Source organism: Streptomyces abyssomicinicus, assembly GCF_008974245.1.
Taxonomy (GTDB): domain Bacteria; phylum Actinomycetota; class Actinomycetes; order Streptomycetales; family Streptomycetaceae; genus Streptomyces; species Streptomyces abyssomicinicus.
Window position 1 is genome coordinate 297090 of the sequence record NZ_BBZI01000010.1, and the last position, 24005, is coordinate 321094.

Consider the following 24005-nt stretch of genomic DNA (forward strand, 5'->3'; position numbering starts at 1 on the left):
CCGGCGGAACCGGCACGTCGAGAGCGACAGAGAAAGGCCCTGGGTCATGGGGGACATCCGCAGACGGGGCGCCGCCCTGCTGGCCGCGGTGCTCGCGGCTCCGCTCGCAGTCGCCTTCGGCGCCGCCCCGGCCGCCGCGGACGGGACCGCGCCCGTCGCCGCCGCCTGCACGGCGGGCGCGGGACCCCACCAGAAGGAGGCCGAGCGCTTCCTCGGCCGTCCGGTGGACGGCCGCCAGTCGCGCGCCGACTGCGAGGCGATCCGCGCCTTCCAGAGGAAGCACCTGATCACCCCCAGCGCCGGCTTCGCCGGTCCGGTCACCCGGCGTGTGATGGACCTCATGGACCGGCAGCGGGCCGCGGGCGCCACCCCGAACGCGGACGGCCGCTGCCCCGTCGACAAGGGCCGCATCGCCTGCGTCGACCTCACGCGCCAGCTGAGCTGGGTCCAGGACGGGAGGAAGCTCGTGTACGGGCCGGTCCCGGTCCGTACCGGGCGCGACGGCTACGAGACCCGTACCGGGCTCAAGAAGATCTCGTGGCGGAACATCGACCACGTCTCGACCATCTACCACGTGGCCATGCCCTACAGCCAGTTCTTCGACGGCGGCCAGGCGTTCCACTCGGTCGGCATGAGCGTGTGGAGCCCGCCGGGCTCGCACGGCTGCGTCAACATGACGCCCCGGGACGCCAAGAAGTACTGGGAGCTGCTCCGGACCGGCGACGAGGTGTACGTGTGGGGCCGCAAGCCCGGCACGTGATCAGTAACACGTCCGCATTGCGTGCTTTCACCGGATTGCTCACATCGTCCCCACGGCTTCCGCCGTATGCTTCACAGCATGTCCACCACTCCTGAGACCGTCCGCCTCCGTACGGCGGCCGAGGTGAACGAGGAGATCCGGGACCTGTTGATGAAGTCCGGCGGCCGGCTCGACCACGAGCAGCGCCGGATGTATCAGCGCCTGGTGGGGGAGTGGGCCGCTGCCACTCCGCGGCCCAAGTCCCGCCGCCGCCCGGCCCGCGCCTCCTGAGACCTCGCCCGTCGCCCGTGTCCCCGCCCCGCGGGGACACGGAACCGCGCCGCCCCGGCCGCCGGTTCCGACGGCGCCGTCAGTGCCAGGACCGGTGCGTGTCGTCGCTGAGCTGGAAGACCGGCTCGCCCCGGACCGGATCCTTCGCCGTGATCAGCCGCACCCGGTCACCCGTGTGCACGCCCGCCGGCGGTCCGGTCACCCGGCCGCGGACCACGAACCCCTCGGCCATCTCTATCAGCGAGACGTTCCGCGCCGACGGGGTGTTCCGGTGGACCACCGTCGACCGCAACACCGTTCCGGCGCCCGAGCTGCGCTCCGAGCGCAGCTCGCTGCCGGCGCAGACCGGGCACAGAAGCTTGTGGTACATGGAGGTGCCGCACCAGGTGCAGCACTGGTAACCGAGGCCCTCGGTCTCCTGGGTGCCGTGGTCGAGCACACCCGTCGCGGAGGAGCCGGCGGCCGGGTGCGAGGTGAATCCTGACTGGAACACGACTGTCATCTCCCTGCGCGCGGACGAGACCCGAAGCGCGCGGCGCCCCCGCGCGCGAGCACAGAGTATGGCACCCAGTGCCACAGGTAAAGGTACTGCGTACCTCCTCTTTCGGAGCTTCTTTCGGAGCCTCCTCCGCGGTTTCTCCCGCGGCTTCTCCCGCGATGCCCGCCGCGGCCCCTGCCGCGGCTTCCCTCACGGCCGGGCGGGGTTCTCCCCGGCGGGATCCAGGGCGGACTCGATCTCCCGCACCACCCGCCACATCGGCGCCCCGCGCCGCGACACCACCACGACCACGTCGTCGTCCTGCTCGCGCCCCCGGCCCGCGCCGTCCCCGAACGCCTCGCGCACATAGGCCAGAGCCCGGTCCACCGCCGCCCCGGCGTCCCCCTCCCCTTCCGAACGCAGCCAGGAACGGAGCACGTTGTTGTGCGCGGCCACCACGGCCGCCGCGATCACGTCGGCCCGCAGGGTGCCGTCCGGCCGGTCCGCCAGCCGCTCCCGCAGATGACCCGCGAAGGTCCGCTCGTAGCGCCACACCACCGACAGCTCGTACGCCCGCAGGCCCGGAACCTCCTTGGTGAGCCGGTAACGCTGCACCGAGAAGGTGGGGTTGTCGGTGTAGAGGCGCAGCACCAGGCCCACCGCCTCGCAGACGCGCGCCACCGGGTCCTCGCCCCTGCCGCTCGCGGCCAGGAAGCCGGTCACCTCGGCCAGCCGGCGTTCGTGGTCGGGGAAGACCACGCCCTCCTTCGACGGGAAGTACCGGAAGAAGGAACGGCGGCCCACGCCGGCCAGGGTGACGATGTCCTCGACCGTCGTCTGCTCGTACCCACGCTCCAGGAAGAGCCGGAAGGCGGCCTCGACCAGCGCGTCACGCATCGGCGGCTTCGACGGGAAACTCATGCCGCGAAACGTAGCACCGAACCAGCCGCGCGGCACTAGGTCCCCTTCTCGGGGAACGGAGTGCACCAGCTAGGTTGACCTGCGTAGACGCCCGTCCGAGGAGTAGCCATGCCGTCCGCCCGCCCCAGGCTCCTGCACGTCACCGACCTCGCCTACCCGGCCGCGGGACGCCGCTACTGCGACGAGGACATCCACCTCTCCGCCCGGCTGGGCGAGGACTTCGACACCGCCCTGTGCCACCCCCGGCAGGCCGCGGCGCTGATGGACTCCTTCGACGCCGTGCTGGTCCGCAACAGCGGCCCCGTACTGGGCCACCTCGCCGCCCACCGGGAGTTCCGGGACCGCGCCCTGGCCGCCGGGACCCGCGTCTACAACGAGCTCACCGGCCAGGGGGACATGGCGGGCAAGCAGTACCTGCTCGACCTCACCGCCGCGGGGCACCCCGTCATCCCCACCGTCGACCGGCCCGAGGACCTGGGCCTGCTGCCCCGCGCGGACGCCTACGTCGTCAAGCCGCGGCTCGGAGCCGACTCCGTCGGACTGCGCGTCCTCGCCCCGGACGAGCTCGGCGGCGTCGAGTACGGCGACGTCCTGGTGCAGCCCCGGATCGACTTCGTCCACGAGGTCTCCTTCTACTTCGTCGACGACGCGTTCCAGTACGCGCTGTACGCCCCCGACCCGCGGCGCCGCTGGGAACTCGTCCCCTACGAACCCACCGGCGAGGACCTGGAGTTCGCCCGCCGCTTCGTCGCGTGGAACACCATCTCCCACGGCATCCAGCGCGTCGACGCCTGCCGGGCCCCCGACGGCCGGCTGCTGCTGGTGGAGCTGGAGGACCTCAACCCCTACCTTTCCCTGGACGCCCTCCCGGCCGAGCGCCGCGACGCGTTCGTCGACGCCCTCAAGGCCGCACTGCACCGCCTGCTCGACCGCGGCTGAGTGGTTGGCCGCCCCGTTCCGGGGCAGCATGGCACGCATGCGATCCAGCGACGCGTTCATGAAGCGTCTCAACCCCGACATGTGCGTGGTGACCGCGGTCGCCGACGGGGAGCGGTCCGGCTGTCTCGTCGGGTTCTGGACCCAGTGCTCCATCGATCCGCCCCGGCTCACCGTCTGGATCTCCAAGACCAACCACACCCACCGCGTCGCGCTGCGGGCCGAGCGGCTGACGGTCCACCTGCTCACCCCGGAGCAGCACGGCCTGGCCGCGCTGTTCGGCGGGCGGACGGGCGACGACACCGACAAGTTCGCCGACGTCGACTGGCACGAAGGGCCGGGCGGCAGCGCGGTCCTCACCGAAGCGGCGGCCTGGACGGTCGGCCTCGTCCAGGAGCGCTTCGACACCGGCGACCACGTCGCCCACGTCCTCGCGCCCGAGCGGAGTGGCGAGCACCCGCGGCAGGGCGGGCCCCTGCTCAGACTGGAGGACGTCCTGGACATCGAGCCCGGGCACCCAGCCTGAGACGCGGACGCCCCCGGGACGACGACGCCCGGGAGGCGGACGACCTCGCGGTCGACCTCGGGCGCGTCCTCAGGCTCCCGGCTCCTCCTGCGGCGTCACCCGGATGTCCAGCACGCAGACGTCGTCGCGCCGCTCGCCCTCCAGCATCTCGGCGAGCAGCGGCCCCAGCGACGCCGATCCCGGCCGGTCGTCATGGCCGGTGGCCGCGCGGGCCAGCCGCTGGAGGCCGGCGTCGATGCCCTCCGAGGGCCGCTCGATCAGGCCGTCGGTGTACAGCAGGATCCGGTCGCCGGGCTCCAGCAGGCACTCGCCCTCCTGGAACGGCGGGTTCTCCACCGCGCCCAGCAGCATGCCCATCGGGCGCTTCAGGAACCGCGCCTCGCCGTCGCGCAGCAGCAGCGGCGGCGGATGGCCCGCCTGCGCCCACACCAGCTTGCGCTCACGCGGGTTGTAGCGGGCCAGCACCATGGTGGCCGTGGCGCGCGGCTCCCCGGTGTGCAGCAGCAGGGCGTTGAGCCGCGCCAGCGCTCCGGTCAGCGAGGAGCCGGTGATCACCATGCCCTTGGCGGTGAACCGCAGCTGCGCCATGGTGGCCACCGCGTCGATGCCGTGCCCGGCCACGTCGCCCACCACGCACAGGGCGTCCCCGTCAGGCAGTTCGATGGCGCTGAACCAGTCACCACCCACCTGTATGCCGGACTGAGCGGGCAGGTAGGCGACGTCCACCCGCAGCCCGCCCGGACGCACCGGCTGGTGCGGCAGGGGCAGCAGCGCCTGCTGGAGCCGGCTGGCCAGACTCCGCTCGGCCCGCAGCATGCCGTGCTGGGTGAGCATCATCCGCTCGCTCTCCACCAGCGCCAGCTCGGCGCTGCGCTGCGCCGTCAGGTCCTGGACGAACCCGTGCGCCTCCACCGGCGCGCCCCGGGGATCGGTCACCGCCTCGGCGACGGCCCGCAGATGGCGCACGCCGCCCGCGGCGCGGATCCGGAACGGCACGTCGAAGGGCCGCCCCTCCGAGGCCAGGGCGTCCACGGCACGGCGGAGCGCCGGCCGGTCCTCGGCCACCACCAGGTCCGGCAGGTCGTCGTAGGGGACGGGACCGTCCGCCGGGGAACGGTCGAAGATCCTGAAGACCTGCGGCGACCAGTTCACCTCGTGGGTCAGCAGATTCCAGTTGGTCCAGCCCAGGTTGCCCAGACGCTGCACGTCGGAGAGGCGCTGCTCCTGGCGCTCGGCGATCTCGTAGCGCGACCAGGTCAGCATCAGGCCGTCACCCAGACGCCGGGCGCGCACCGAGAAGGTGGGCAGCTCCGCCGCGTCGGCGTCCGGCGAGGGATAGGCCATCGGCTCGCCCTCGTACGCCTCCCCGGTGGCCAGCGTGTGCAGCAGGCCCTCCCAGGTGTGCCCGTCGGCCAGCGCCGGGAACGACTCGAGCAGCCGGACGCCCACCAGCGACCGGCCGCTGAGGCCGGTCAGCCCGACCACGGCGGGGCCGGCCGCCTCGATGCGGTAGTCCTCCACCAGGCCGGAGGCCGACCGCAGCGGGGCCAGCGCCAGCGCCGCCTCGGGCAGCGCGTCCAGCACCGCCTGAACGGTCGGCAGCGAGACGTCCTCGGAGGGCGGCGGCCACGTGTCGAAGGAGCCGAGCGAGCCGGAGCAGAGCCGGGCGACCGACCTCAGCAGCTCCCGCGTCCGGGGGCCGAACGGCGCCACCGGGCGGCACAGCACACCGAGCGCGGCGGCGGGCCCGCTGCCCGTGCCGACCGGCAGCCACGCCTGGGCGCCCCACGGACCCGGCGGACCACCGGCGCGGGCCGGCCCGCCCGCGCCGACGCCGGCGTTTTCCAGCCAAAGCGGTGCATGGGTCCGGACCACCTCGGCCACCGGGCTGCCGTCCGCCGGGGGTTCACGGCGCCAGCGGGCGGCCTGGTGCCGGGTGAAGCCCGCGTGACCGGTCAGCCCGAGGCCGCCGTCCGGCAGTGTGGAGAACACGGCCACGGCGTCCGCGCCGACGCTGCCGGCCAGCTCCTCGCGCAGCCGGCGGGCCAGCTCCATCGGGGTGCGGACCCGGACCAGGGCGCGGCCCACCTGCCGCAGCACCGCGGCGTTGGCGTCCTCGGCCGGGGCGGGCGCGGACCCCCAGGCCGTGGGAGCGGACCCGGAGGAGGGCGGGGAGGCGGGAGCGGGCACGGCGGGCGCCCTGCGGACCGCCGCGCCGCCGGCGGAGGACCGGTCCGTCGCCGTCCCGCCCACGGTGAGCCGGCACTCGTCCAGCAGCGTGCGCCCCCCGGCGCGGGCCCTGCGGAGCAGCTCCGCCTGCGCCTCGTCGGCGGTTCTGCCGGTCAGGGCCATGATCACGCCCTTCGCCCGCTCCAGCACGGCCTCGGACGCCACCACATCGGGCATGGCACCGGCTTCGGCGGCGGGAGCAGGATCGGTCGTCACGTGACGAGCATGGCACATCGCGTGCGAGGAGATCACGCGGACGCCCACGTCAGGGCATCTGTCAGGGACCTTCGGCCCTGCTCCTCCGCGCGGTGCCCGGGCAGCATGGAACCCTTCCCTCCGCATCCCGCGGAAGGGCGTGGCCGAAAACCCGCCGCTGCTCCGCGCGCACCCACTTCGGGTGGAGCCGACAGGCAAGGATCCGCGCCCGGTGGGAAGGTGGTCGGCATGACCGACCTCGGCCTTCCCCCGCAGATCCGGGCCTGCCTGTTCGACCTCGACGGCGTCGTCACGCGGACCGCCGTGGTGCACGCGGCGGCCTGGAAGGAGACCTTCGACAGCTTCCTCGAGGAACGGGACGGGGCCGGTTACCGGCCCTTCGACGCGGCGCACGACTACGACGAGTACGTCGACGGCCTGCCGCGCACCGACGGGGTGCGCACCTTCCTCGCCTCGCGCGGCATCACGCTCCCCGAGGGAGCCCCGGACGACCCCCCGGACGCCGTGACCGTGCAGGGCCTCGGCAACCGGAAGAACGAGCTGGTTCTGGCCAAGATCCGTGAAGGCGGGGTCGAGGCGTACGACAGCACCCTCGCCTACATCCGGGCCGTGCGCGCCCGCGGGCTCGCCACCGCGATCGTGTCCTCCAGCAAGAACTGTCTCGACGTGCTCCGCGCCGTGGACGCCGTCGGCCTCTTCGACGTCCGGATCGACGGCGTGGTCGCCGCCGAGCGCGGCCTGCCGGGCAAGCCGAACCCGGACACCTTCCTCGCCGCCGCCCGCGACCTCGGCGTGCGGCCCTCCGAGGCCGCCGTGTTCGAGGACGCCCTGGCCGGCATGGACGCCGGCCGCGCCGGACGCTTCGGACAGGTCGTCGGCGTGGACCGGGTGGGTCAGGCGGAAGCCCTGCGCGCGCACGGCGCGGACATCGTGGTCCAGGACCTCGGCGAGCTCGGCGGAGACGGCGGGTCCAGCAGGCCCGCCGAACCCGCCGAGCCGACGCGGACCCCGGGAGGTGGCGGGTGATCACCCAGCGGTCGTACGCCGTCGAACCCTGGACCGTCCGCGAGACCGAACTCAGCCTGGACGTCCTCGCCCAGAGCGAGTCGGTCTTCGCGCTCTCCAACGGCCACGTCGGCTGGCGCGGCAACTTCGACGAGGGCGAGCCGCACGGCCTGCCCGGCAGCTACCTCAACGGCGTCTTCGAACTCCACCCCCTGCCGTACGCCGAGGCCGGCTACGGCTACCCCGAGTCCGGTCAGACGGTGATCAACATCACCAACGGGAAGGTGCTGCGGCTGCTCGTCGACGACGAGCCGTTCGACCTGCGCCACGGCCGGCTGGTCGCCCACGAACGCACCCTGGACATGCGCCGCGGCGTGCTCGAGCGCAGCTGCGACTGGGTCTCCCCGGCAGGCTCCCGGGTACGGGTCCGCTCCACCCGCCTGGTCTCCCTCACCCAGCGGGCCATCGCCGCCGTCTCCTACGAGGTCGAGCCGGTCGACGCCCGGGTGCGCGTCGTCCTCCAGTCCGAACTGGTCGCCAACGAGCAGCTGCCCGACGGCACCGGAAGCGACCCCCGGGCGGCCAAGGCGCTCCAGTCCCCGCTGGAGCCGGAGCAGAACTTCTCCTCGGGCAACAGGCTGCGTCTGGTGCACCGCACCAAGCGCAGCGGTATCCGGGTGGCCGTCGCCGCCGACCACGTGATCACCGGACACCAGCCGATCGTCACCGACAGCGAGAGCGAGGACGACCTCGCCCGGCTCACCGTCACCTCGGTCCTGGAGCCCGGTCAGCGTCTGGTGGTGCACAAGGTGGTCGCCCACGGCTGGTCCCGCACCCGCTCCCTGCCCGCCATGAGCGACCAGGTCGACGCGGCCCTCGCCGCCGCGCGCCACAGCGGGTGGGACGGGCTGCTCAAGGAGCAGGAGGAGTTCCTCGCGGACTTCTGGGGCCGCGCCGACGTCGAGGTCGACGGCGACGAGGAGATCCAGCAGGCCGTCCGCTTCGCCCTCTTCCACGTCCTCCAGGCCGGCGTCCGGGCGGAGGAGCGCGCCATCCCCGCCAAGGGCCTCACCGGGTCCGGCTACGACGGTCACGCCTTCTGGGACACCGAGACGTTCGTGCTCACACCGCTCACCTACACCTCGCCCAAAGCGGTGGCCGAGGCCCTGCGCTGGCGGCACAACACCCTCGAGGTCGCCAAGGAGCGCGCGGCCACGCTCGGGCTGTCGGGCGCGGCCTTCCCCTGGCGGACCATCGACGGCTCCGAGTGCTCCGGCTACTGGCCGGCCGGCACCGCCGCCTTCCACGTCAACGCCGACATCGCGGCGGCCGTAGTGCGCTACGTCGCGGCCACCGGGGACAGCCGCTTCGAGCGGGAGGTCGGTCTGGAACTGCTGGTGGAGACGGCGCGGCTGTGGCGCTCGCTCGGCCACCACGACCACCACGGCAACTTCCACATCGACGGAGTCACCGGACCCGACGAGTACAGCGCCGTCGTCGACGACAACGCCTACACCAACCTGATGGCCCGGGCCAATCTGCTCGCCGCCGCCGACGCGGTGGAACGCCACGCCGACCAGGCCGCCCGGCTCGGCGTCGACGACGAGGAGGGCGCCGGCTGGCGGGACGCCGCGGCGGCCATGCACATCCCCTACAACGAGGAACTGCGCGTCCACGAGCAGTCGGCCGGGTTCACCGGCCACCAGCGCTGGAACTTCGACAAGACCGGCCCCGACCAGTACCCGCTGCTGCTCCACTTCCCCTACTTCGACCTCTACCGCAAGCAGGTCATCAAGCAGGCCGACCTGGTCCTGGCCATGTACACCTGCGACGACATGTTCGACGAGGAGCAGATCGCCCGGAACTTCGCCTACTACGAACCGCTCACCGTCCGCGACTCCTCCCTCTCGGCCTGCTGCCAGGCCGTCATCGCCGCCCGCGCCGGACACCTGCGGCTCGCCTACGACTACACGGCCGAGGCGGCGCTGATGGACCTCGACGACCTGGAGCACAACGCCCGCGACGGCCTGCACATCGCCTCCCTGGCCGGGGCGTGGCTGGCCCTGGTCGGCGGGTTCGGCGGGCTGCGCCAGCGCGGCGACCAGCTGGAGTTCGCGCCCCGGCTGCCGGAGAAGTTCAGCCGGCTCGCGTTCACCCTGCAGGTGCTCGGGCGCTGCCTGCGGGTGGAGATCACCCAGGAGACGGCCGCCTACCGGCTGGTCAGCGGCCGTCCGCTGACCATCCGCCATCACGGCACGCCGGTGCGGGTGACCGCCAACGGCGGCGGCCCCGTCGTCCGCCCGGTGCCCAACCCCGTCCACCGTCCCACCCCCGAACAGCCCCCCCACCGCCCGCCGAACGGAGGCCGCTGACCGGAGCGCGGTCCGGCCACTCGGCGGCGGCCCCGCTGCCCCGAACGGATGAACGACCCCCTCGGCGCTGGCGTGGACCCGTCCTCCGGTGGCACCCGGACCACAGCATGACGGACACGGGCCTCTCACTCCTCAGGACGAGGCCGCGAACGAGTGCGACGGGCCAGGGGTGACAGCCGAACCGGTGCGCGGCGGCGCGGGCGTCCGGTCCCGTCACCGGGCCTCGTGCCCGGCGACGTTCCCGGAGGACTGGCCGGGGTACAGGAACCGGCGCGCCGCGGCCGCGGTCCACGGCCGCGGCACGGGTGCCGGCCGACCGGGAGAGGGGTGCGAGATGACAGGGGTGTTCGGCGGCACGGTGCGCACGGTCGCCCGTCAGGTGGCCCGGCTGCGGAGAGCGCCCGCCCTGCACCCCGCCGGGGTGACGTGCGTCGGGACGCTGGAGGTCCCCGGCGACCCGGAGGGCGGGTGGGGGGTCGAATGGCTGGACCGGCCCGGCGTCCACCCGGTCACCGCGCGCTGGTCGCTTGCGGCCGGCCTGCCCGGTGTCCTGCCCGACGGCGTGGGACTCGCGCTGCGGGTCGACGACGCCGACGGGCGGGGTTCCACCCTCGACCTGCTCCTCACCTCCAGCGGCCGCGGTCGCCTGGGCCGCCGCCTGCCCCTCCCGCGCCGGGACGCGCTCGGCGGCCCGTACTCCACCCTCACCGCCTACCGGGTGGGCCGGCGCGACCGGCTGCTGATGGCCTTCCCGGTGAAACCCCCGGCAGGCCGGTCCCGGGTTCCCGTCAGCGTGCCGGGACTCCGCCAGGCGCTGGGCCGAGGGCCCGTCACGTTCCGGCTCTGCACCGTGGCGGCGGGCGAACCCCGCCGGATGTTCGCCTCCCTGACCCTCGGCTCCGCCGGACCGGAGCCGCCCGCCCGGACGGTCTCGTACGAGCCCTACACCCACTGTCTGCCGGGGCTGCACCCCACCCGCTCGCTGCGCGCGCTCCGCGTCGCCGCCTACGCCGGTTCCCGGGGCGGGCGGCGCGAGCGAGGCGGGTGACGGACGGCGGGTGCGCCGCCCGGGGCACCGGACAACGGATGCAAGACCGACGCAGAATCGCGAAGGACGTCGATGACAGAGACAGAACCGGTCGCCCCCGTACGGCGCAAGAGGCGCGGCAAGGGCAGGGCGGTCATCACCTGGGCCTCGACCACGGACCACAAGAAAATCGGGCACCTCTACCTGGTCACGTCGTTCGCCTTCTTCCTGCTGGCCGGCGTGCTCGCGCTGCTGATGCGCGCCGAACTCGCCCGGCCGGGCATCCAGTTCATCTCCAACGAGCAGTACAACCAGGCGTTCACCATGCACGGGGCGGTGATGCTCCTGCTGTTCGCCACCCCGACCTTCGCCGGCTTCGCCAACGCGGTGATGCCGCTGCAGATCGGCTCGCCCGACGTCGCCTTCCCGCGGCTGAACATGTTCGCCTACTGGCTGTTCCTCTTCGGAGGGCTGATCGCCGTCAGCGGCTTCCTCACCCCGCAGGGCGCCCCCGACTTCGGCTGGACCGCCTACACGCCGCTCAGCCTCGAGCAGCGCTCGCCGGGCCCGGGCGCCGACCTGTGGATCATGGGGCTGGCGCTCTCCGGCTTCGGCACCATCCTCGGTGCCGTCAACTTCATCACCACGATCATCTGCATGCGCGCGCCGGGCATGACCATGTTCCGGATGCCGTTGTTCACCTGGAACGTGCTGCTCACCTCGGTGCTCGTGCTGCTTGCCTTCCCGGTGCTCGCCGCGGCGCTCTTCGTCCTGGAGTCGGACCGGCAGTTCGGTTCGCGGGTCTTCGCCCCCGAGAACGGCGGGGCCCTGCTGTGGCAGCACCTGTTCTGGTTCTTCGGCCACCCCGAGGTCTACATCCTGGCGCTGCCCTTCTTCGGCGTGGTGACCGAGATCATCCCGGTGTTCAGCCGCAAGCCGATCTTCGGCTACATGGGGCTGGTCGGCGCCACCGTCACCATCACCGCCCTCTCCGCGATGGTGTGGGCGCACCACATGTTCGCCACCGGCGGCGTACTGCTGCCGTTCTTCTCCTTTCTGACCTTCCTGATCGCGGTGCCGACCGGGGTGAAGTTCTTCAACTGGATCGGCACCATGTGGAAGGGCTCGCTCTCCTTCGAGACACCGATGCTGTGGGCGGTCGGATTTCTGGTGACCTTCCTCTTCGGCGGCCTCACCGGCGTCGTCCTCGGCTCCCCGGTCCTCGACTGGCACGTGACGGACAGCTACTTCGTGGTCGCCCATTTCCACTACGTGCTGTTCGGCACCATCGTCTTCGCCATGTTCGGCGGATTCCACTTCTGGTGGCCGAAGTTCACCGGGAAGATGCTGGACGAGCGGCTCGGCAAGATCCATTTCTGGACGCTGTTCGTCGGCTTCCACACGACGTTCCTGGTACAGCACTGGCTGGGCGCCGAGGGCATGCCCCGCCGGTACGCCGACTACCTCGCCGCCGACGGGTTCACCGTCCTCAACACGATCTCCAGCGTGGGCTCGTTCCTGCTGGGGGCGTCCACGCTGGTCTTCCTGTACAACGTCTGGAAGACCCGCAGGGACGCCCCGATGATCGAGGCCGACGACCCCTGGGGCTACGGCCGGTCGCTGGAGTGGGCGACCTCCTGCCCGCCGCCCCGGCACAACTTCCACTCGCTGCCGCGGGTGCGGTCCGACTCGCCCGCCTTCGACCTCCACCACCCCGGGCACGCGTCACTGAGCGACCGGGAGAACGAGGGCCGGCGGGACGTCGTCGACAGGACCGGCGACGACCGCGAAGGGGTCCGGTGACTCCTCCGCGGCCGTCGCCGGTCCCGGCCGACCCCCACCAGGGTCACTGGCGGGGGTACAGGGGCCGGATGCGGTCCCAGTAGCGCCGCAGTTCCGTCTCCATCTCCTCCAGCGTCCGTGGCTCCCGGGCAGCCGGCCGGTGCGCCGCCGACGGCGTGTCGCCGGTCCCGGCGGCCGCCGGCCGCGCGCCGGCGGGGTCGCGGGGGCCGGTGGAGTCTCCGGCGTGACCTGTGGGACCCGTGGGACGCCGTGCCCGTAGCGGGCTCCGGCCGGTCGTGTGTCCCGCGGGCCCGGCCGGAGCGGTGCGGCGCCACGGTGCACGGGCGGCGCTCGCGTCGTACCGGGCCCGGCGCGCGGCGGACAGCCGGGCGCCCAGTGCTGCGCCGGCTGCCGCCAGCAGCGCGGCCGCGGCGGGCCGGACCGTCATGGTCGCCTCCCTGCGGTACGTCGGGTCGGGCCGGTCACGTCCGGTCAGTGCCGGTGGCCGGTCGGGCCGTGGCGGTGACCGTGGTGACGGGCATGGTGATGGGCGTGGCCCATGGCGTGCTGGAGCCGGTGTGCCACGCCCTGGTCCGCGGTGACGTAGTGCGCCACGGTGTGCGTCAGGCCCGTGCCGGGGGTACGGCCGCCGCTCGGAACGCCGGCGTGCATCAGGGCACCGCCCTTGCGGACCCCCTGGCTCATGACCTTCGCGCCCAGCACCGGAGCGCCGCCGACCATGGCGGCGCCCTTCTCGAGAGCCATGCCGCGCATCACGGAGCCGCCGGGCGCCCCGCGGTGACCGCCGTGCAGGTGCGGCAGGCCGCCGCCGGTGGCCGAGTGACCGCCGAGCAGCGACCCGCCCTTCGGGGAACCCATGGGGTGCGTGAGGTGCACGGACCGCACGGACTCCAGGGACTTCACCGCGCCCGCGCCCATGCGGTGTCCGGCCATGCCGTGTCCACCCATGCGGTGTCCGGCCATGTGGTGTCCGGCGATGCGGTGTCCGACCATGTGATGGTCACCCATGCGGTGTCCGCCCATGGTGCGGCGACCCATGGTGTGTCCGCCCTTGTGGAGCCCGCCCATGGCCCGGCCGGCCATGGAGGGTCCGCCCATGGAGTGGCCGCCCATGGGGGAGCGGCCGCTCCGGTGCATCAGCACACCGACCGCGCAGGCGGCCACCGCCGCGCCGCCCGCGACCATCAGCGGCTTGCGGCGGCTCGTCCCCTCCTTCATGTCCGCGCGGTAGGCGCCGGAGCCCGCGTCGGCCGGCCCGGGCTCCGCACGGCCGTCACCGGCGGACGTCCTGCCGTGCGCCCGGTGCTTCGCCCCGAGCGCGCGCCCCCGCAGCTCGGCCCGCCGGGCCTCCGCCTGATGCCTGGTCTCCCGCAGCCGGGCACGGGCGCGGGCCTTCACATCGGCGCGCGAGGCCAGCTCCTCCACCGTGTGCCCCAGCTCCTCACGCATCTCCTCGACGTCCCGGCGGAGTTCGTCCTCGCAGTGGGGGCCGTGCGGGCCCTCATGGGTGTGGGAGTGGTGGTGGGTGTGGGTGTCGCTCATCGCCGGGTCCTCTCCTTGATCTCGGCCACGTCGGTGCGCACGCTCGCCATCGTGCGGCGTGGCGCCGCCGGGGTCGCCTTACGGATCATCGACCTGCCCACCAGCGCCATCACCGCGGTGACCAGCAGCAGGGCGCCCGCGATGATCAGCGCCGACGCCCAGAGCGGCAGCTCCATGGCGATCGCCGCCACGGCCGCCGTCACCAGCGTCGCCAGGGCAAGGAACCCGAACACCCCGGCTGCCGCGAGCATGCCGCCGCCGGTGCCGAACCGCTTGCCCTTCTGGGTCATCTCGGTCTGCGCCAGCCGCATCTCGGCCCGCACCAGATCGGTGAGCTGCCGCGATGCCTGCTGCACCAGCTGGCCCACCGAGGCGTGGGCGTCGGCGCCCTTGTGCGCGGCATGGGTATCGGTGCGGTGCCCGTTGGAGCGATGGCGGTGGAAGTCGAGTGTGGTCATGATCGCTACTCCTCCCGACGGTTCCGGGCGGTCCCGTGCGACGCCCCGAGTACCCGCGAGGCGACCGGATCGCACACCTGTCCGTGCGTGTTTGGTGTATTACGTACCGTTTCTGCTGCGGGAAGGTTTCCGCACGGTGTGTCGACTTGCCGATTGTCGGGTGGGTGCACCGTAGTAAGGCTCCCCCGGGGTGGTGATCCTCGCGGGGCCCCGCGCGCCGGGAGCCCGCCGGCCTCTCCCTGACCGGTTGACTGAGGCGTCCCCCCATGATCCCCGGCCTCGGCCGGCCGCCGTCGACACCGGCCGGCCGAGGGACAAGGAGCGCAACGATGTCCGCAAGCGTCACCGGCCCGGCGACGGTGTCCGGATTCCCCCGGCTCGACTGGGTCGAGGAGCTTGTGCTCCCCGCCCTGCGTGAGGCCGTCTCCGCACTGCCCGCCGCCGAGAGCCGGGTGGCCGGTTACCACCGCGGCTGGTGCGACGCCTACGGGGTGCCGGTGCCCGACCGGGCGGCGGGCAAGCTGGTGCGTCCGGCACTGACCCTGCTCTGCGCCGCGGCGGTGGGTGCCGACCCCGGTGCCGCCGTCCCCGGTGCCGTCGCGGTCGAGATGGTGCACGACTTCACGCTCCTGCACGACGACGTCATGGACGGTGACGCCCTGCGCAGGCACCGTCCCGCGTCCTGGTCGGTGTTCGGCACCTCCGCGGCCGTCCTGACCGGGGACGCCCTGCTGGCCGCGGCGCTCCAGGCGCTGGCAGCCACCCCGCAGGCCCGGGCGGCGGCCGCCGTGCGGGAACTGGTGGGCGCCCTGCTCGACCTGGTCCGCGGGCAGAGCGTGGACGTGGCCAACGAGAAGGCCCTCGAGGTGCCGGTGGACGAGTACCTGGCCATGGCGGAGGGCAAGACGGGAGCGCTGCTCGGCTGCGCCTGCGCCCTGGGCGGCATCCTCGGCGGCGTCGACGGCGAACGTGTCGACGGGCTCAGGGAGTTCGGGCGCAGGCTCGGGGTCGCCTTCCAGTGCGTGGACGACGTCCTGGGCATCTGGGGCAGCACCCGGCGCAGCGGCAAACCGGTCGGCTCGGACCTGGCCGCGCGCAAGAAGTCCTTCCCCGTGGTGGCCGCGCTGGCCGAGGGCGGGCCCGCCTCCCGGCGGCTGCGGTCGTTCTACGCGGCACCCGACGCCGAGGGCGGCCCCGCCACCGAGGTCCTGCGCCGCCTCGTGGAGGAGGCGGGCGGGCGGGAGGCCGCGGAGCGGGAGGCCGCGCGGCAACTCTCCCAGGCGTTGCGGGCGTTGTCCTGCGCGCGACCCACCGCCGAGGCCTACCGGCTGCTCCAGGAGGTCGCGGACGCCGTCACCCGGCGCGACTGCTGACCGCTCCGACGGCCGAACCGCCGTTACCTGGACGGAGCAAGGCCGTTGGGAAGGCGGCGGCCGAACGCCCGTCGCGCTCGGCCCGGGCCCGACATCGCTGACGACGGAACACAGGGGACGTGCACTACAACGACCACAGCGCAGCGCCGGGTGACCTCCCGGCCGTGGCTGCCTACGGACTGGGCGTGGAACGCGGCGCCCACACTCTGCTGAGGAACGTCAGCTTCACCATCCCGCGGGGATCCATCGTCGGCCTCCTCGGTCCCAGCGGCTGCGGAAAGACGACCCTGCTGCGCTCGGTCGTCGGAGTCCAGGAGGCGACCCACGGCCATGTACAGGTGCTGGGGCACCCCGCCGGCTCGCCGAGACTGCGTACCCGCGTCGGGTACGTCACCCAGGCCCCGTCGGTGTACGGAGACCTCACCGTCCTGGAGAACCTCCGTTACTTCTCCGCCGCGCTGGGACTGCGCGGCTGGCGCCGGGAGGACGCCGTGGTCCGCGTGGTGAAGGAAGTCGCGCTCACCTCCTACGCCGACAAGATGGTCTGCCGGCTCTCCGGTGGTCAGTACTCCCGGGTGTCGCTCGCCGTGGCGCTGCTCAACCGGCCGGACCTGCTCGTCATGGACGAGCCGACCGTGGGCCTGGATCCCATGGTGCGGCGGGAGCTGTGGCAGGTGTTCCAGCGCCTCGCGGCCGAGGGCGCCACGCTGCTGGTGTCCAGCCATGTGATGGACGAGGCCGACCGCTGCGACTGGCTGCTGCTGATGCGGGCCGGGCGCCTCCTGGCCGGCGCCGACCGGCAGTCGCTGCTGCGGCACACCGGGTGCACGGACGTCGAGGAGGCGTTCATGCACCTGGTGAGGTCGGCGGCGGCCGCGGAGGAGCGGGCGAGGCAGCGTGCCGCGGAGCCCTTCCTGCCCCCGCTGCTCGCCCGGCCGGGCGAACCGGAGGGTGCCCGCACCCCGTTGCCCGCGGACGTCCTGTCGTGAGCCACGGACGACGCAGGGCCGGCCGCCTGCCGTTCTCGCCGACCATCACCGGCGCCACGGCGGTCCGGGTGCTGCAGCAGATCTCCCGCGACCGGGGCAGCACGGCGCTGCTGCTGGGCATCCCCTGCATGCTGATGGTGCTGCTGAAGCTGATGTTCCACGACGCGGAGGACGCCTTCGAGCGGGTGGGGCCGCAGGTGTTCGGGATCTTCCCGGTGATCGTGATGTACCTGGTGGCCTCCGTCTCCACGCTCCGCGAGCGCACCACCGGGACCGCCGAGCGGCTGCTGACCATGCCGGTGCAGCGGCTGGACATCGTGCTGGGCTACAGCCTCGCCTTCTCCTTCCTCGCGCTCCTCCAGGCGGTGCTCTCCACCCTGCTGGCGGTGGGGCCGCTCGGTCTGGACATCAAGGGGCCGCCCTACCTGCTGATGATCATCGCCATGTTCGGCGCGCTGCTCGGGCTGGCACTGGGTCTTCTGGTGAGCGCCTTCGCCCGCAACGAGTTCCAGGCGGTGCAGTTCCTCCCGGCCGGCGTGCTGCCGCAGTTCCTGGTCTGCGGTCTGTTCGTGCCGCGGGACGAGATGCAGGGTGTGCTGTCCGCCGTCGCCAAGGTCATGCCGATGACCTACGCGGTCCAGGCCGCCACCGAGGCGGCCACGCACACCGGGGTCACCGGTATTTTCGTCCGGGACGCATTGCTCGTCCTCGGATGCGTGATTCTCGTTCTCGTCGCCAGTGCGGCGACCCTCGAGCGCTGAATGGCTCCGGAGTCCTGAAAAAAGAAAAGGCGGTGGAGCTCCGAGGAGACTCCACCGCCTTTTCCGGGCGTCCTGGGATCAGTTCTCCAGATCCCAGGCGAAACCACCCGAGACATTGCCGCTCTCCGGGAACTCGAAGGGGCCGAACCGGAACGGGCGGTCGTGGCGGCCCTGGCCCTGCTGGCCCTCGTGGCCTTCGGGGCCGTCCGCGGCCCAGGCCGCGGCGGAGCCGGCCGAGAGCACGGACAGGGTGAAGAGTGCCAGGAAGAGCGCCGCGAGACGGCGCGTGACGGACATCGCGAAATCCTCCGGAAAATGGAGAGGGAAGGGAAGATGCATCAGGGAGTCTAGTGAAATTCATTCCGTCCGGGTTCCCCGGACGGCCTCCCGGTGAATTTTTCCCTCGAATGGGCGCGGGCCGATTTGAATTGTGCCGTACGGGGCGTGCCAGAATGCGCGGGAAAACCGATGGCCTGTGAAAGGAAACGAGATGCCCGGGGTACGGAGAGCGGGAGCGGCCGCGCGGATCGCCCTCGCGATGGTCGCTCTCACCGCGACGCCGTCGTGGGCGGGGCAGCCGATGCCCGAGCCGCCGCCTCCCTACCACGTGCAGCCCTGGACGCCCCGTCCTTCGGCGCCCTGGCTGTCCGCGGGCGGGTACGGGCGGCCCCATGGCCCGGCCGAGGGCGCCGCTCCCTCGCGTCCCCGCCCCCAGGGGCCGGTGCGGGCGTCGGCGCGCTCCCGTGTCATCACCGCCGTCAACCAGTACCGACGGCAGGCGGGATGCCATTCCGTCAGCGGGCGGCGGGCGCTTCACCGGGCGGCCGCCGGGCACAGTGCCCATCTGTCCCGGCTCGGCCGGCTCAGCCACCGCGGCCGGGGCGGCACATCTCCCGGGGACCGGGTCAGGGCCGCCGGATACCGGCCGGGCATGGTGGGGGAGAACCTCGTCGCGGGTCCGGCGGGACCGTTCGAGGCGGTCCGCTCCTGGATGCGCAGTGCCCCGCACCGGGCCATCATCCTCGGCTGCCGGTACTCCCACGCCGGTGTGGGAGTGGCGCGGGGGCGCGGCGGACCGTGGTGGACGCTGGTGATGGCCTCGCGGCGCTGAGCCCCCGGACGCGGCCACGGACGCGGCCCCGGCCCGGACCCGCCGGGTCCGGGCCGGGGCCGCGTCCGGGCGAGGCGTGTTCCGGGCGGCGCCGGGTTCAGGCGAGGTCCGGGTCCCACCACCAGGCCACCGACGGCGCCCCGGCGACCGGACCGGGCCGGCTGTCGGACGGCCGGTCCGCCCACGTCACCGTGAGGTCCTCCCACTCGTCCGGCCAGTGGCCGCGGCTGAGGTACCGGGGCACCCGCAGCCCCCATTCGTTGTTGCCCCGGATCCCGTACCGCAGCCCCTGCAGGTAGCGGGCCAGGTCCTCCCCGGCGGCCGGGCGCACCTGGTCGTGGAGCCGCAGGAAACGCAGCAGGACGCGGTCCCGGAGCGCGTTCGCCTCCTCCACCGCCTGCGGCAGGGTGAGGGCGCGGTGCCTCATCAGGACCGTGTAGATGTTCTGGTCCGCCTGGTCGCGGGCGGACTCCTTGACCAGCGAATGCCGGTCGTTGTCGAGGGCGGCCACCATGATCGCCATCTCGGTGAGGGCGCGCACCGCCGGGCGGTGCATCTCGCCGCCGGGCACCTCGATCCCGGTGGCCAGCTCCAGCAGGGCGAACGTCGGCTCGCCGCCGGAGGAGAGCAGGCGCATGGCGAGGAAGTCGTCCAGGTCCGGCATGCGGTCCGCGGCGTGGTTGCCTACCTGCCAGGCCACCCCGGACAACCAGGCCCGGTGGGCGTGTGCGAAGCGGCGGACCTGGGGCGCCGGGCACAGGGCCCGGAACCGGCCCACGATGTCCTGCAGCGCCCCGACGAAGCGGTCCTCGCCGGTCGCCGTGACCGCCTCGCAGGCCCGCTGGACCTGCCCCGCCAGGACGTTGAACTCGGCCGGCCGGCTGCTGAGCGGGCCGCGGTCGCAGCGGGCGTCGTCGAAGGCGAAGCCCCAGTACACCCACAGCGCGGCGGCCAGCAGGCGGTCCTGGTCCTGCGCGTCGGGCGCGAAGCGGGAGAAGAAGTCGGCGCTGTGGCTCGCGACCGCCCACGCCCGCTCCTCCTCCGTCGCGCACATGCCGCTCTCGGCGATCCAGCGGGTGGCGCGTTCCTCGACGACGGCGACCCGGGGGTGGACGGCGGACTCCAGGGGACAGAACAGGGGTGGGAGATCCATCCGTGCGACGGCGGACGACATGGGGGCAGGCCTTTCGTCGGGAGGAGGAGGCCCGACGATCATCGGCAGCGGGGCCTGCCGGGAGAGAACGGACATGCCGGGCACAGTGGCAGTCAGCCGAAGGTGTTGCTCCGCTTCCGCCCGCGTTGACCTGCATGAACGTTCACTCGGCCGTCGTCCGCCGCGGTGCGGCCCGCGGGGTGCGGAGGGGTCGCGGGCGCCTGTGCCGCCGCACGTGCCCGGGTCCGTGCCGTGGCATGCGCCGTGGGAGGGGTGTTGTCGGTGGCGGCCAGTAGCGTGGTCCGGGTCACAGTCGGATGTGGAAGCGAGATGGGGGAGCCGTCATGAGCACTCTGGAGAACCGGCTGAAGAGCGCACTGCTGGTCATCGACGTGCAGAACGACGTGGTGGCGCGGGCGTACGAGCGGGACGCGGTCGTGGGGGTCATAGGGGAGCTGGTGGAGAAGGCGCGCGCCGAGCGGGTCCCCGTGGTGTGGGTGCGCCACCAGGACGAGGAGATGCCGGCGGGCGGCGACGGCTGGCAGATCGTGCCGGAGCTCCGGCGGGCCGAGGGCGAGCCGGTGGTGGAGAAGGAGTACGGGGACTCGTTCGAGGCCACCAGGCTGGAGACGGTGCTGGCCGAGCGAGGTGTCGGGCGGGTCTTCGTGACGGGGGCACAGACGGACATGTGCATCCGGTCGACCCTGCACGGGGCGCTGACCCGCGGATACGACACGGTGCTCGTCTCCGACGCCCACACCACCGAGGACCTCACACGATGGGGCGCGCCCGAGCCCGCCCAGGTGATCGCCCACACCAACCTCTACTGGTCCTTCCAGAAGGCGCCGGGGCGCGCCGCGGGGACCGTGGAGAGCAAGGAGATCGACTTCTGGGCGGCCGGGGCGGCGGGTGCGGCCGGGGCGGCGGGGTGAAAGATTCGCGTGTTCGAATTTTAGTTCGATAACGTGGAGGGGGAGGTGGGAACGATGACCAGCAGTGGCGGGGCCGGAACCGGCACGGGGTGTGTGATGCATGTGCGCTGTCCGGAGCGGTTGCCCGAGGCGGTCTACCGGCAGGTCCTGGAGCTGCTGGGGGATCTCTCCCCCGTCGTGCAGGCCTCGCCCCCCTCCGCCGCGCTGGTGGATCTGCGGGGAGCCCTGCGGTGCCACGGGGTGGACGGCGGACGGATCGAGGAGGTGCGACGGCTCGGAGAGGTGCTGCGCATCCGTTCGATATCGCGGCTGGGTGTCGATCTGCGGATCGGGATAGGCCCGACGATCGCGGTCGCGGCCACCGCCTCCGGGCAGGCGGCGGGGGAGCGGGGCGGCCCCGTGGGGGGCGTGGTGGCGGTGGAGGCCGACCGCGTCGCCGCATGGCTGGCGCCCCTGCCGGTGGAGGCACTGCACGGCGTCGGCCGCCGGCAGGCGACGGCGCTGCGGGACTACGGCGTCGACCGGGTGGGTCTGCTGGCCGAACTGCCGTCGGCCACCGTGCAGCGGCTGCTGGGCGGGACGGCCGGGCGGGCCGCGTCGGAGCGGGCCCGGGGCATCGATCCCCGCCCCGTGGTGCCGCGCGAACTTCCCGCCTCGGCGGCGGTGAGCCACAGCTTCCCGCGGCAGACGCTGGACGGCGCCGAGGTCCGGGCGGCCCTGCTCGACCTGGTGGTCCGCCTCGGGCTGCTGCTGAGACGGCGCGGACAGGCGGCGCGCGGCCTGCGGCTGACGCTGCGGTTCGCCGCCGGCGGCTCCTGGGAGAAGACCCGGCGTCTGCCGGAGCCGTCGGGGCACGACGACGACCTGCGCACCCTCGCCTACCAGTTGATGGACGCGGCGGGACTGCAGCGGGGGCGGTTGACGGGGATCGGGCTCCGGGCGGAGGACCTGATGGACGCGGAACAGGTCGCACGCCAGATCAGCCTGGACGAGGCGCGGGAGGCCCGCCTGGCGGCGGAGGAGGCCGCCGACGGCATCCGGGACCGGTTCGGCCCGGCGGTCATCGGCCCCGCCGCCGTCTACCGCCGGGCCTCCTGACGGCACGCTCCGCCCCGCCGTCCGCGGGCGCCCGCTGTCCCTCGGCGTGCGGGCGCCGGCCCCCGCCGACGTCGAGGAGGCTCAGCCGCAGCGCGCCACCGTGAGTCCCACCGCAGCGCGCCACCGCAGCACCCCGTCGAGGCGCGCCACCGAGGCGTCCGGCCGACCGTCGTTCAGCCGGGGCGGCTCATGCGGCCGCCAGCGCCGCCCGGGCGGCCGTCAGCGTCTGCTCGGCGTAACCGCGGCCGAAGAGCACGGTGTGCACCAGCAGCGGGAACAACTGGTGCAGGGGAACCCGCCGCCGCCAGCCGTCGGCGAGCGGCGCGGCCTCGTCGTAGCCGGCCAGCACGCGGTCCAGGTGCGGGCAGCCGAAGAGCTGGAGCATGGCCAGGTCGGTCTCCCGATGGCCGCCGTGCGCGGCCGGGTCGATCAGCCAGACCTCGCCGTCGGCGCCCCACAGCACGTTGCCGTTCCACAGGTCGCCGTGCAGCCGTGCGGGCGGCTCCGGCGGCCCGGACAGCTCCGGCAGCCGGGCGCACACCCGCTCCACCACGACGGCCTCGGCCGCCCGGAGGGTGCCCTCGTCCACCGCCCGGCGCAGGTAGGGCAGCACCCGGTACTCGGCGTACCAGGCCGGCCAGTCCTCGCCGCGGACGTTGCGCATGGGAGCGGCCCCGATGTACGCCTCCACCGGCCCGTCGGGCGGCGCGGCGCCGAAGGCCGGCGCGCCGGAGGCGTGCAGCGCTGCCAGGTCCCGGCCGAACCGCGGAGCGGCCGCCGGGTCCGGGGGGCCCTCCGCCACCCGGTCGCTGACCAGCCACCGGTCGTCCCAGCCGTGCACCACCGGCACCCGGACCGTGCCCGCCGCCGAGAGCCAGCGCAGTCCGGCCGCCTCGGCGAGCACCGCCCCGGCGCCGTCGCCGTGCTTGACCATCACCCGGCGTCCGTCGTCGAGTTCCACCTCGGTCGGCCCGCCCGCCGCCCGGCGCTCCCCGGCCACCCGACGGCCGGTCAGACGCGCCGCGGCGGCCGCGGGCCCGTCGGCGGCGGTCATCCGGCCAGGTGCCCGCGGACCCAGGCGAGCAGACCGGGTACGCAGGCCTCGATCATGTCCAGGACGTCCTCGAAGCCCTGGCCCCCTCCGTAGTACGGGTCGGGCACCTCGAGGTCGCCGGACGCCACCGCCTCCGGGTCGAAGGAGCGCAGCAGCCGGACCCGGGACGGGTCCTCGACCAGTCCGCGCAGTGCCTTCTCGTGGGTGCGGTCCATCGCGAGGAACAGGTCGGCGTCGAGGTGCTCGGCACCGACCTGGGCGGCCGCGTGGCCGGTCGGATAACCGCGGCCGGCCAGCGCGCCGCCGGAGCGCGGGTCGATCGGCTCCCCGACGTGCCAGTCGCCGATCCCGGCGCTGGTCACCCGGACCCGGTCGTCGAGGCCGGCCCGGCGCAGACGCTCCGCCACCACCAGGGCGGCCGAGGGGGACCGGCAGATGTTTCCGCTGCAGACGAACGTCAGGTGCACCCGCACAGCCTACGGCGGTCCGGCCGTCAGCGGACCCGTCGGTACGTGACGTCGAAGTCGCGCCGCCAGAGGGCACCGTCCTCGGAGAACTCCCACGCGCCGGTCAGCGTTCGACCCGCCGGGTCCACGTCGGCGGCGAAGCGCTGGTGGAAACCGGGGACGGCCCGCCACTGCCGCCACACGCCGTCCACCAGATCGGCCCGGTAGACCCGGGCCACGCCCCGCCCGTCGGCGTAGAGCACCGTGAACTCGTCGGCGGTGTCGTCGTACCCGGTGACACAGGAGGTCGGGAAGGGCGCGTGCCCCTGCCAGTCCTCCGGCAGCACGGTGTCCGGGCCCAGGTCGGCGCGCTGGACGAGGAAGGCACCGCCCTCCAGCCAGGCGAACTCGGTGCGCACGGGGCCGACCTGCGTGCCCCGCGCGTACATGTCCCAGACCCCGGCCAGGGGGTCCAGCCGCCGCAGGGCGGGGTGCGGTACGGGATCGCGCATGCTGCCCTCCGCGGGAGAGAGACGTCCTGCACC

At 73.6% G+C, this 24005-nt stretch carries 25 protein-coding genes; 14 read left to right on the forward strand and 11 right to left on the reverse strand.

The genetic code is table 11. From position 1 onward, the window contains the following. The first annotated feature begins 46 nt into the window (after positions 1–46). Together GBN72_RS24500 and GBN72_RS24505 are read left to right on the forward strand one after the other, a co-directional pair. Positions 47–760: a L,D-transpeptidase gene (locus GBN72_RS24500; protein WP_151774053.1), complete on the forward strand. Its 714-nt coding sequence runs from the start codon at positions 47–49 to the stop codon at positions 758–760. A 66-nt stretch (positions 761–826) separates the two neighbouring features. Then, positions 827–1030, forward strand: a complete 204-nt coding sequence (locus GBN72_RS24505) for a hypothetical protein (RefSeq protein ID WP_151774054.1) — start codon at positions 827–829, stop codon at positions 1028–1030. 79 nt (positions 1031–1109) lie between these two features. Here the strand turns inward: GBN72_RS24505 and GBN72_RS24510 are convergent, their stop codons facing one another. Beyond that, positions 1110–1532 carry a Zn-ribbon domain-containing OB-fold protein gene (locus tag GBN72_RS24510; protein ID WP_151774055.1) on the reverse strand — a complete coding sequence of 141 codons (423 nt, stop codon included), beginning with the start codon at positions 1530–1532 and terminating at the stop codon, positions 1110–1112. Positions 1533–1718: 186 nt separating this feature from the next. Continuing rightward, positions 1719–2405, reverse strand: coding sequence for a TetR/AcrR family transcriptional regulator (locus tag GBN72_RS24515; RefSeq protein ID WP_151774203.1), 687 nt, complete (start codon positions 2403–2405; stop codon positions 1719–1721). A 132-nt stretch (positions 2406–2537) separates the two neighbouring features. Here GBN72_RS24515 and GBN72_RS24520 point away from each other — a divergent pair, with 132 nt between their 5' ends. Beyond that, on the forward strand, positions 2538–3368 hold the full coding sequence (locus tag GBN72_RS24520) for an ATP-grasp domain-containing protein (protein WP_151774056.1): 831 nt from the start codon (positions 2538–2540) through the stop codon (positions 3366–3368). A gap of 37 nt (positions 3369–3405) precedes the next feature. Further along, positions 3406–3891, forward strand: coding sequence for a flavin reductase family protein (locus GBN72_RS24525; protein ID WP_151774057.1), 486 nt, complete (start codon positions 3406–3408; stop codon positions 3889–3891). Positions 3892–3960: 69 nt separating this feature from the next. Here GBN72_RS24525 and GBN72_RS24530 read toward each other — a convergent pair whose 3' ends face one another. Beyond that, positions 3961–6336, reverse strand: a complete 2376-nt coding sequence (locus GBN72_RS24530; protein WP_246212837.1) for a SpoIIE family protein phosphatase — start codon at positions 6334–6336, stop codon at positions 3961–3963. Positions 6337–6564: 228 nt separating this feature from the next. Here GBN72_RS24530 and GBN72_RS24535 point away from each other — a divergent pair, with 228 nt between their 5' ends. The 4 genes from GBN72_RS24535 to ctaD all read left to right on the forward strand — a co-directional run bounded on the left by GBN72_RS24535 (position 6565) and on the right by ctaD (position 12543). Further along, complete coding sequence (locus GBN72_RS24535) at positions 6565–7362, forward strand: beta-phosphoglucomutase family hydrolase (protein WP_151774058.1); 798 nt, start codon at positions 6565–6567, stop codon at positions 7360–7362. Further along, complete coding sequence (locus GBN72_RS24540) at positions 7359–9713, forward strand: glycoside hydrolase family 65 protein (RefSeq protein WP_151774059.1); 2355 nt, start codon at positions 7359–7361, stop codon at positions 9711–9713. The genes GBN72_RS24535 and GBN72_RS24540 overlap by 4 nt, the downstream gene beginning before the upstream one ends. Before the next feature lie 334 nt (positions 9714–10047). Continuing rightward, the gene (locus GBN72_RS24545) at positions 10048–10761 is read left to right on the forward strand and encodes a phosphodiesterase (RefSeq protein ID WP_151774060.1); all 714 of its coding nucleotides are present in this window, start codon (positions 10048–10050) and stop codon (positions 10759–10761) included. 72 nt (positions 10762–10833) lie between these two features. After that, the gene (gene ctaD, locus GBN72_RS24550) at positions 10834–12543 is read left to right on the forward strand and encodes an aa3-type cytochrome oxidase subunit I (RefSeq protein ID WP_151774061.1); all 1710 of its coding nucleotides are present in this window, start codon (positions 10834–10836) and stop codon (positions 12541–12543) included. Positions 12544–12586: 43 nt separating this feature from the next. Here ctaD and GBN72_RS24555 read toward each other — a convergent pair whose 3' ends face one another. The 3 genes from GBN72_RS24555 to GBN72_RS24565 are packed head-to-tail and all read right to left on the reverse strand — an operon-like array spanning position 12587 to position 14543. Next, positions 12587–12970, reverse strand: a complete 384-nt coding sequence (locus tag GBN72_RS24555) for a hypothetical protein (RefSeq protein ID WP_151774062.1) — start codon at positions 12968–12970, stop codon at positions 12587–12589. A gap of 44 nt (positions 12971–13014) precedes the next feature. Then, positions 13015–14085, reverse strand: coding sequence for a DUF3618 domain-containing protein (locus GBN72_RS24560; protein ID WP_151774063.1), 1071 nt, complete (start codon positions 14083–14085; stop codon positions 13015–13017). Next, positions 14082–14543, reverse strand: a complete 462-nt coding sequence (locus GBN72_RS24565; RefSeq protein WP_151774064.1) for a phage holin family protein — start codon at positions 14541–14543, stop codon at positions 14082–14084. Before GBN72_RS24565 ends, GBN72_RS24560 begins: the two co-directional genes overlap by 4 nt. A gap of 329 nt (positions 14544–14872) precedes the next feature. On the opposite strand from GBN72_RS24565, the gene GBN72_RS24570 reads away from it, so the two are divergent. From GBN72_RS24570 to GBN72_RS24580, 3 genes are all read left to right on the forward strand, one after another. Then, positions 14873–15916 carry a polyprenyl synthetase family protein gene (locus tag GBN72_RS24570; RefSeq protein ID WP_151774065.1) on the forward strand — a complete coding sequence of 348 codons (1044 nt, stop codon included), beginning with the start codon at positions 14873–14875 and terminating at the stop codon, positions 15914–15916. A 164-nt stretch (positions 15917–16080) separates the two neighbouring features. After that, the gene (locus tag GBN72_RS24575; RefSeq protein ID WP_151774066.1) at positions 16081–16905 is read left to right on the forward strand and encodes an ABC transporter ATP-binding protein; all 825 of its coding nucleotides are present in this window, start codon (positions 16081–16083) and stop codon (positions 16903–16905) included. Further along, positions 16902–17666, forward strand: coding sequence for an ABC transporter permease (locus GBN72_RS24580; protein ID WP_151774067.1), 765 nt, complete (start codon positions 16902–16904; stop codon positions 17664–17666). The genes GBN72_RS24575 and GBN72_RS24580 overlap by 4 nt, the downstream gene beginning before the upstream one ends. Before the next feature lie 78 nt (positions 17667–17744). On the opposite strand, the gene GBN72_RS24585 is transcribed toward GBN72_RS24580, so the two are convergent. Beyond that, positions 17745–17963, reverse strand: coding sequence for a hypothetical protein (locus tag GBN72_RS24585; protein WP_151774068.1), 219 nt, complete (start codon positions 17961–17963; stop codon positions 17745–17747). Between the two features lie 193 nt (positions 17964–18156). Here GBN72_RS24585 and GBN72_RS24590 point away from each other — a divergent pair, with 193 nt between their 5' ends. After that, positions 18157–18777, forward strand: a complete 621-nt coding sequence (locus GBN72_RS24590) for a CAP domain-containing protein (protein ID WP_151774069.1) — start codon at positions 18157–18159, stop codon at positions 18775–18777. A 97-nt stretch (positions 18778–18874) separates the two neighbouring features. On the opposite strand, the gene GBN72_RS24595 is transcribed toward GBN72_RS24590, so the two are convergent. Next, positions 18875–19930 carry a terpene synthase family protein gene (locus GBN72_RS24595; protein WP_218042070.1) on the reverse strand — a complete coding sequence of 352 codons (1056 nt, stop codon included), beginning with the start codon at positions 19928–19930 and terminating at the stop codon, positions 18875–18877. A gap of 344 nt (positions 19931–20274) precedes the next feature. Here GBN72_RS24595 and GBN72_RS24600 point away from each other — a divergent pair, with 344 nt between their 5' ends. Both GBN72_RS24600 and GBN72_RS24605 read left to right on the forward strand, forming a co-directional pair. Next, positions 20275–20862, forward strand: a complete 588-nt coding sequence (locus GBN72_RS24600) for a cysteine hydrolase family protein (RefSeq protein WP_151774070.1) — start codon at positions 20275–20277, stop codon at positions 20860–20862. Between the two features lie 54 nt (positions 20863–20916). Further along, complete coding sequence (locus GBN72_RS24605) at positions 20917–21960, forward strand: DNA polymerase Y family protein (RefSeq protein ID WP_151774071.1); 1044 nt, start codon at positions 20917–20919, stop codon at positions 21958–21960. A gap of 187 nt (positions 21961–22147) precedes the next feature. On the opposite strand, the gene GBN72_RS24610 is transcribed toward GBN72_RS24605, so the two are convergent. Genes GBN72_RS24610 through GBN72_RS24620 form a run of 3 tightly spaced genes read right to left on the reverse strand, consistent with a single transcriptional unit; the run spans position 22148 to position 23972 of the window. Further along, the gene (locus tag GBN72_RS24610; RefSeq protein ID WP_151774072.1) at positions 22148–23014 is read right to left on the reverse strand and encodes a fructosamine kinase family protein; all 867 of its coding nucleotides are present in this window, start codon (positions 23012–23014) and stop codon (positions 22148–22150) included. After that, positions 23011–23481 carry a low molecular weight protein-tyrosine-phosphatase gene (locus GBN72_RS24615; RefSeq protein ID WP_151774073.1) on the reverse strand — a complete coding sequence of 157 codons (471 nt, stop codon included), beginning with the start codon at positions 23479–23481 and terminating at the stop codon, positions 23011–23013. The genes GBN72_RS24610 and GBN72_RS24615 overlap by 4 nt, the downstream gene beginning before the upstream one ends. A gap of 26 nt (positions 23482–23507) precedes the next feature. Next, positions 23508–23972, reverse strand: a complete 465-nt coding sequence (locus GBN72_RS24620) for a hypothetical protein (protein ID WP_151774074.1) — start codon at positions 23970–23972, stop codon at positions 23508–23510. Positions 23973–24005: the final 33 nt, after the last annotated feature.

Excerpts from the sequence above, each read along its gene's own strand:
- GBN72_RS24570 (WP_151774065.1), top strand. The coding sequence starts at position 14,873 with ATGTCCGCAAGCGTCACCGGCCCGGCGACGGTGTCCGGATTCCCCCGG.
- GBN72_RS24565 (WP_151774064.1), bottom strand. The coding sequence starts at position 14,543 with ATGACCACACTCGACTTCCACCGCCATCGCTCCAACGGGCACCGCACC.
- GBN72_RS24525 (WP_151774057.1), top strand. The coding sequence starts at position 3,406 with ATGCGATCCAGCGACGCGTTCATGAAGCGTCTCAACCCCGACATGTGC.
- GBN72_RS24520 (WP_151774056.1), top strand. The coding sequence starts at position 2,538 with ATGCCGTCCGCCCGCCCCAGGCTCCTGCACGTCACCGACCTCGCCTAC.
- GBN72_RS24515 (WP_151774203.1), bottom strand. The coding sequence starts at position 2,405 with ATGCGTGACGCGCTGGTCGAGGCCGCCTTCCGGCTCTTCCTGGAGCGT.
- GBN72_RS24585 (WP_151774068.1), bottom strand. The coding sequence starts at position 17,963 with ATGTCCGTCACGCGCCGTCTCGCGGCGCTCTTCCTGGCACTCTTCACC.
- GBN72_RS24595 (WP_218042070.1), bottom strand. The coding sequence starts at position 19,930 with ATGGATCTCCCACCCCTGTTCTGTCCCCTGGAGTCCGCCGTCCACCCC.
- GBN72_RS24545 (WP_151774060.1), top strand. The coding sequence starts at position 10,048 with ATGACAGGGGTGTTCGGCGGCACGGTGCGCACGGTCGCCCGTCAGGTG.
- GBN72_RS24610 (WP_151774072.1), bottom strand. The coding sequence starts at position 23,014 with ATGACCGCCGCCGACGGGCCCGCGGCCGCCGCGGCGCGTCTGACCGGC.
- GBN72_RS24535 (WP_151774058.1), top strand. The coding sequence starts at position 6,565 with ATGACCGACCTCGGCCTTCCCCCGCAGATCCGGGCCTGCCTGTTCGAC.
- GBN72_RS24600 (WP_151774070.1), top strand. The coding sequence starts at position 20,275 with ATGAGCACTCTGGAGAACCGGCTGAAGAGCGCACTGCTGGTCATCGAC.
- ctaD (WP_151774061.1), top strand. The coding sequence starts at position 10,834 with ATGACAGAGACAGAACCGGTCGCCCCCGTACGGCGCAAGAGGCGCGGC.
- GBN72_RS24510 (WP_151774055.1), bottom strand. The coding sequence starts at position 1,532 with ATGACAGTCGTGTTCCAGTCAGGATTCACCTCGCACCCGGCCGCCGGC.
- GBN72_RS24500 (WP_151774053.1), top strand. The coding sequence starts at position 47 with ATGGGGGACATCCGCAGACGGGGCGCCGCCCTGCTGGCCGCGGTGCTC.
- GBN72_RS24590 (WP_151774069.1), top strand. The coding sequence starts at position 18,157 with ATGCCCGGGGTACGGAGAGCGGGAGCGGCCGCGCGGATCGCCCTCGCG.
- GBN72_RS24605 (WP_151774071.1), top strand. The coding sequence starts at position 20,917 with ATGACCAGCAGTGGCGGGGCCGGAACCGGCACGGGGTGTGTGATGCAT.
- GBN72_RS24555 (WP_151774062.1), bottom strand. The coding sequence starts at position 12,970 with ATGACGGTCCGGCCCGCCGCGGCCGCGCTGCTGGCGGCAGCCGGCGCA.
- GBN72_RS24560 (WP_151774063.1), bottom strand. The coding sequence starts at position 14,085 with ATGAGCGACACCCACACCCACCACCACTCCCACACCCATGAGGGCCCG.
- GBN72_RS24620 (WP_151774074.1), bottom strand. The coding sequence starts at position 23,972 with ATGCGCGATCCCGTACCGCACCCCGCCCTGCGGCGGCTGGACCCCCTG.
- GBN72_RS24505 (WP_151774054.1), top strand. The coding sequence starts at position 827 with ATGCTTCACAGCATGTCCACCACTCCTGAGACCGTCCGCCTCCGTACG.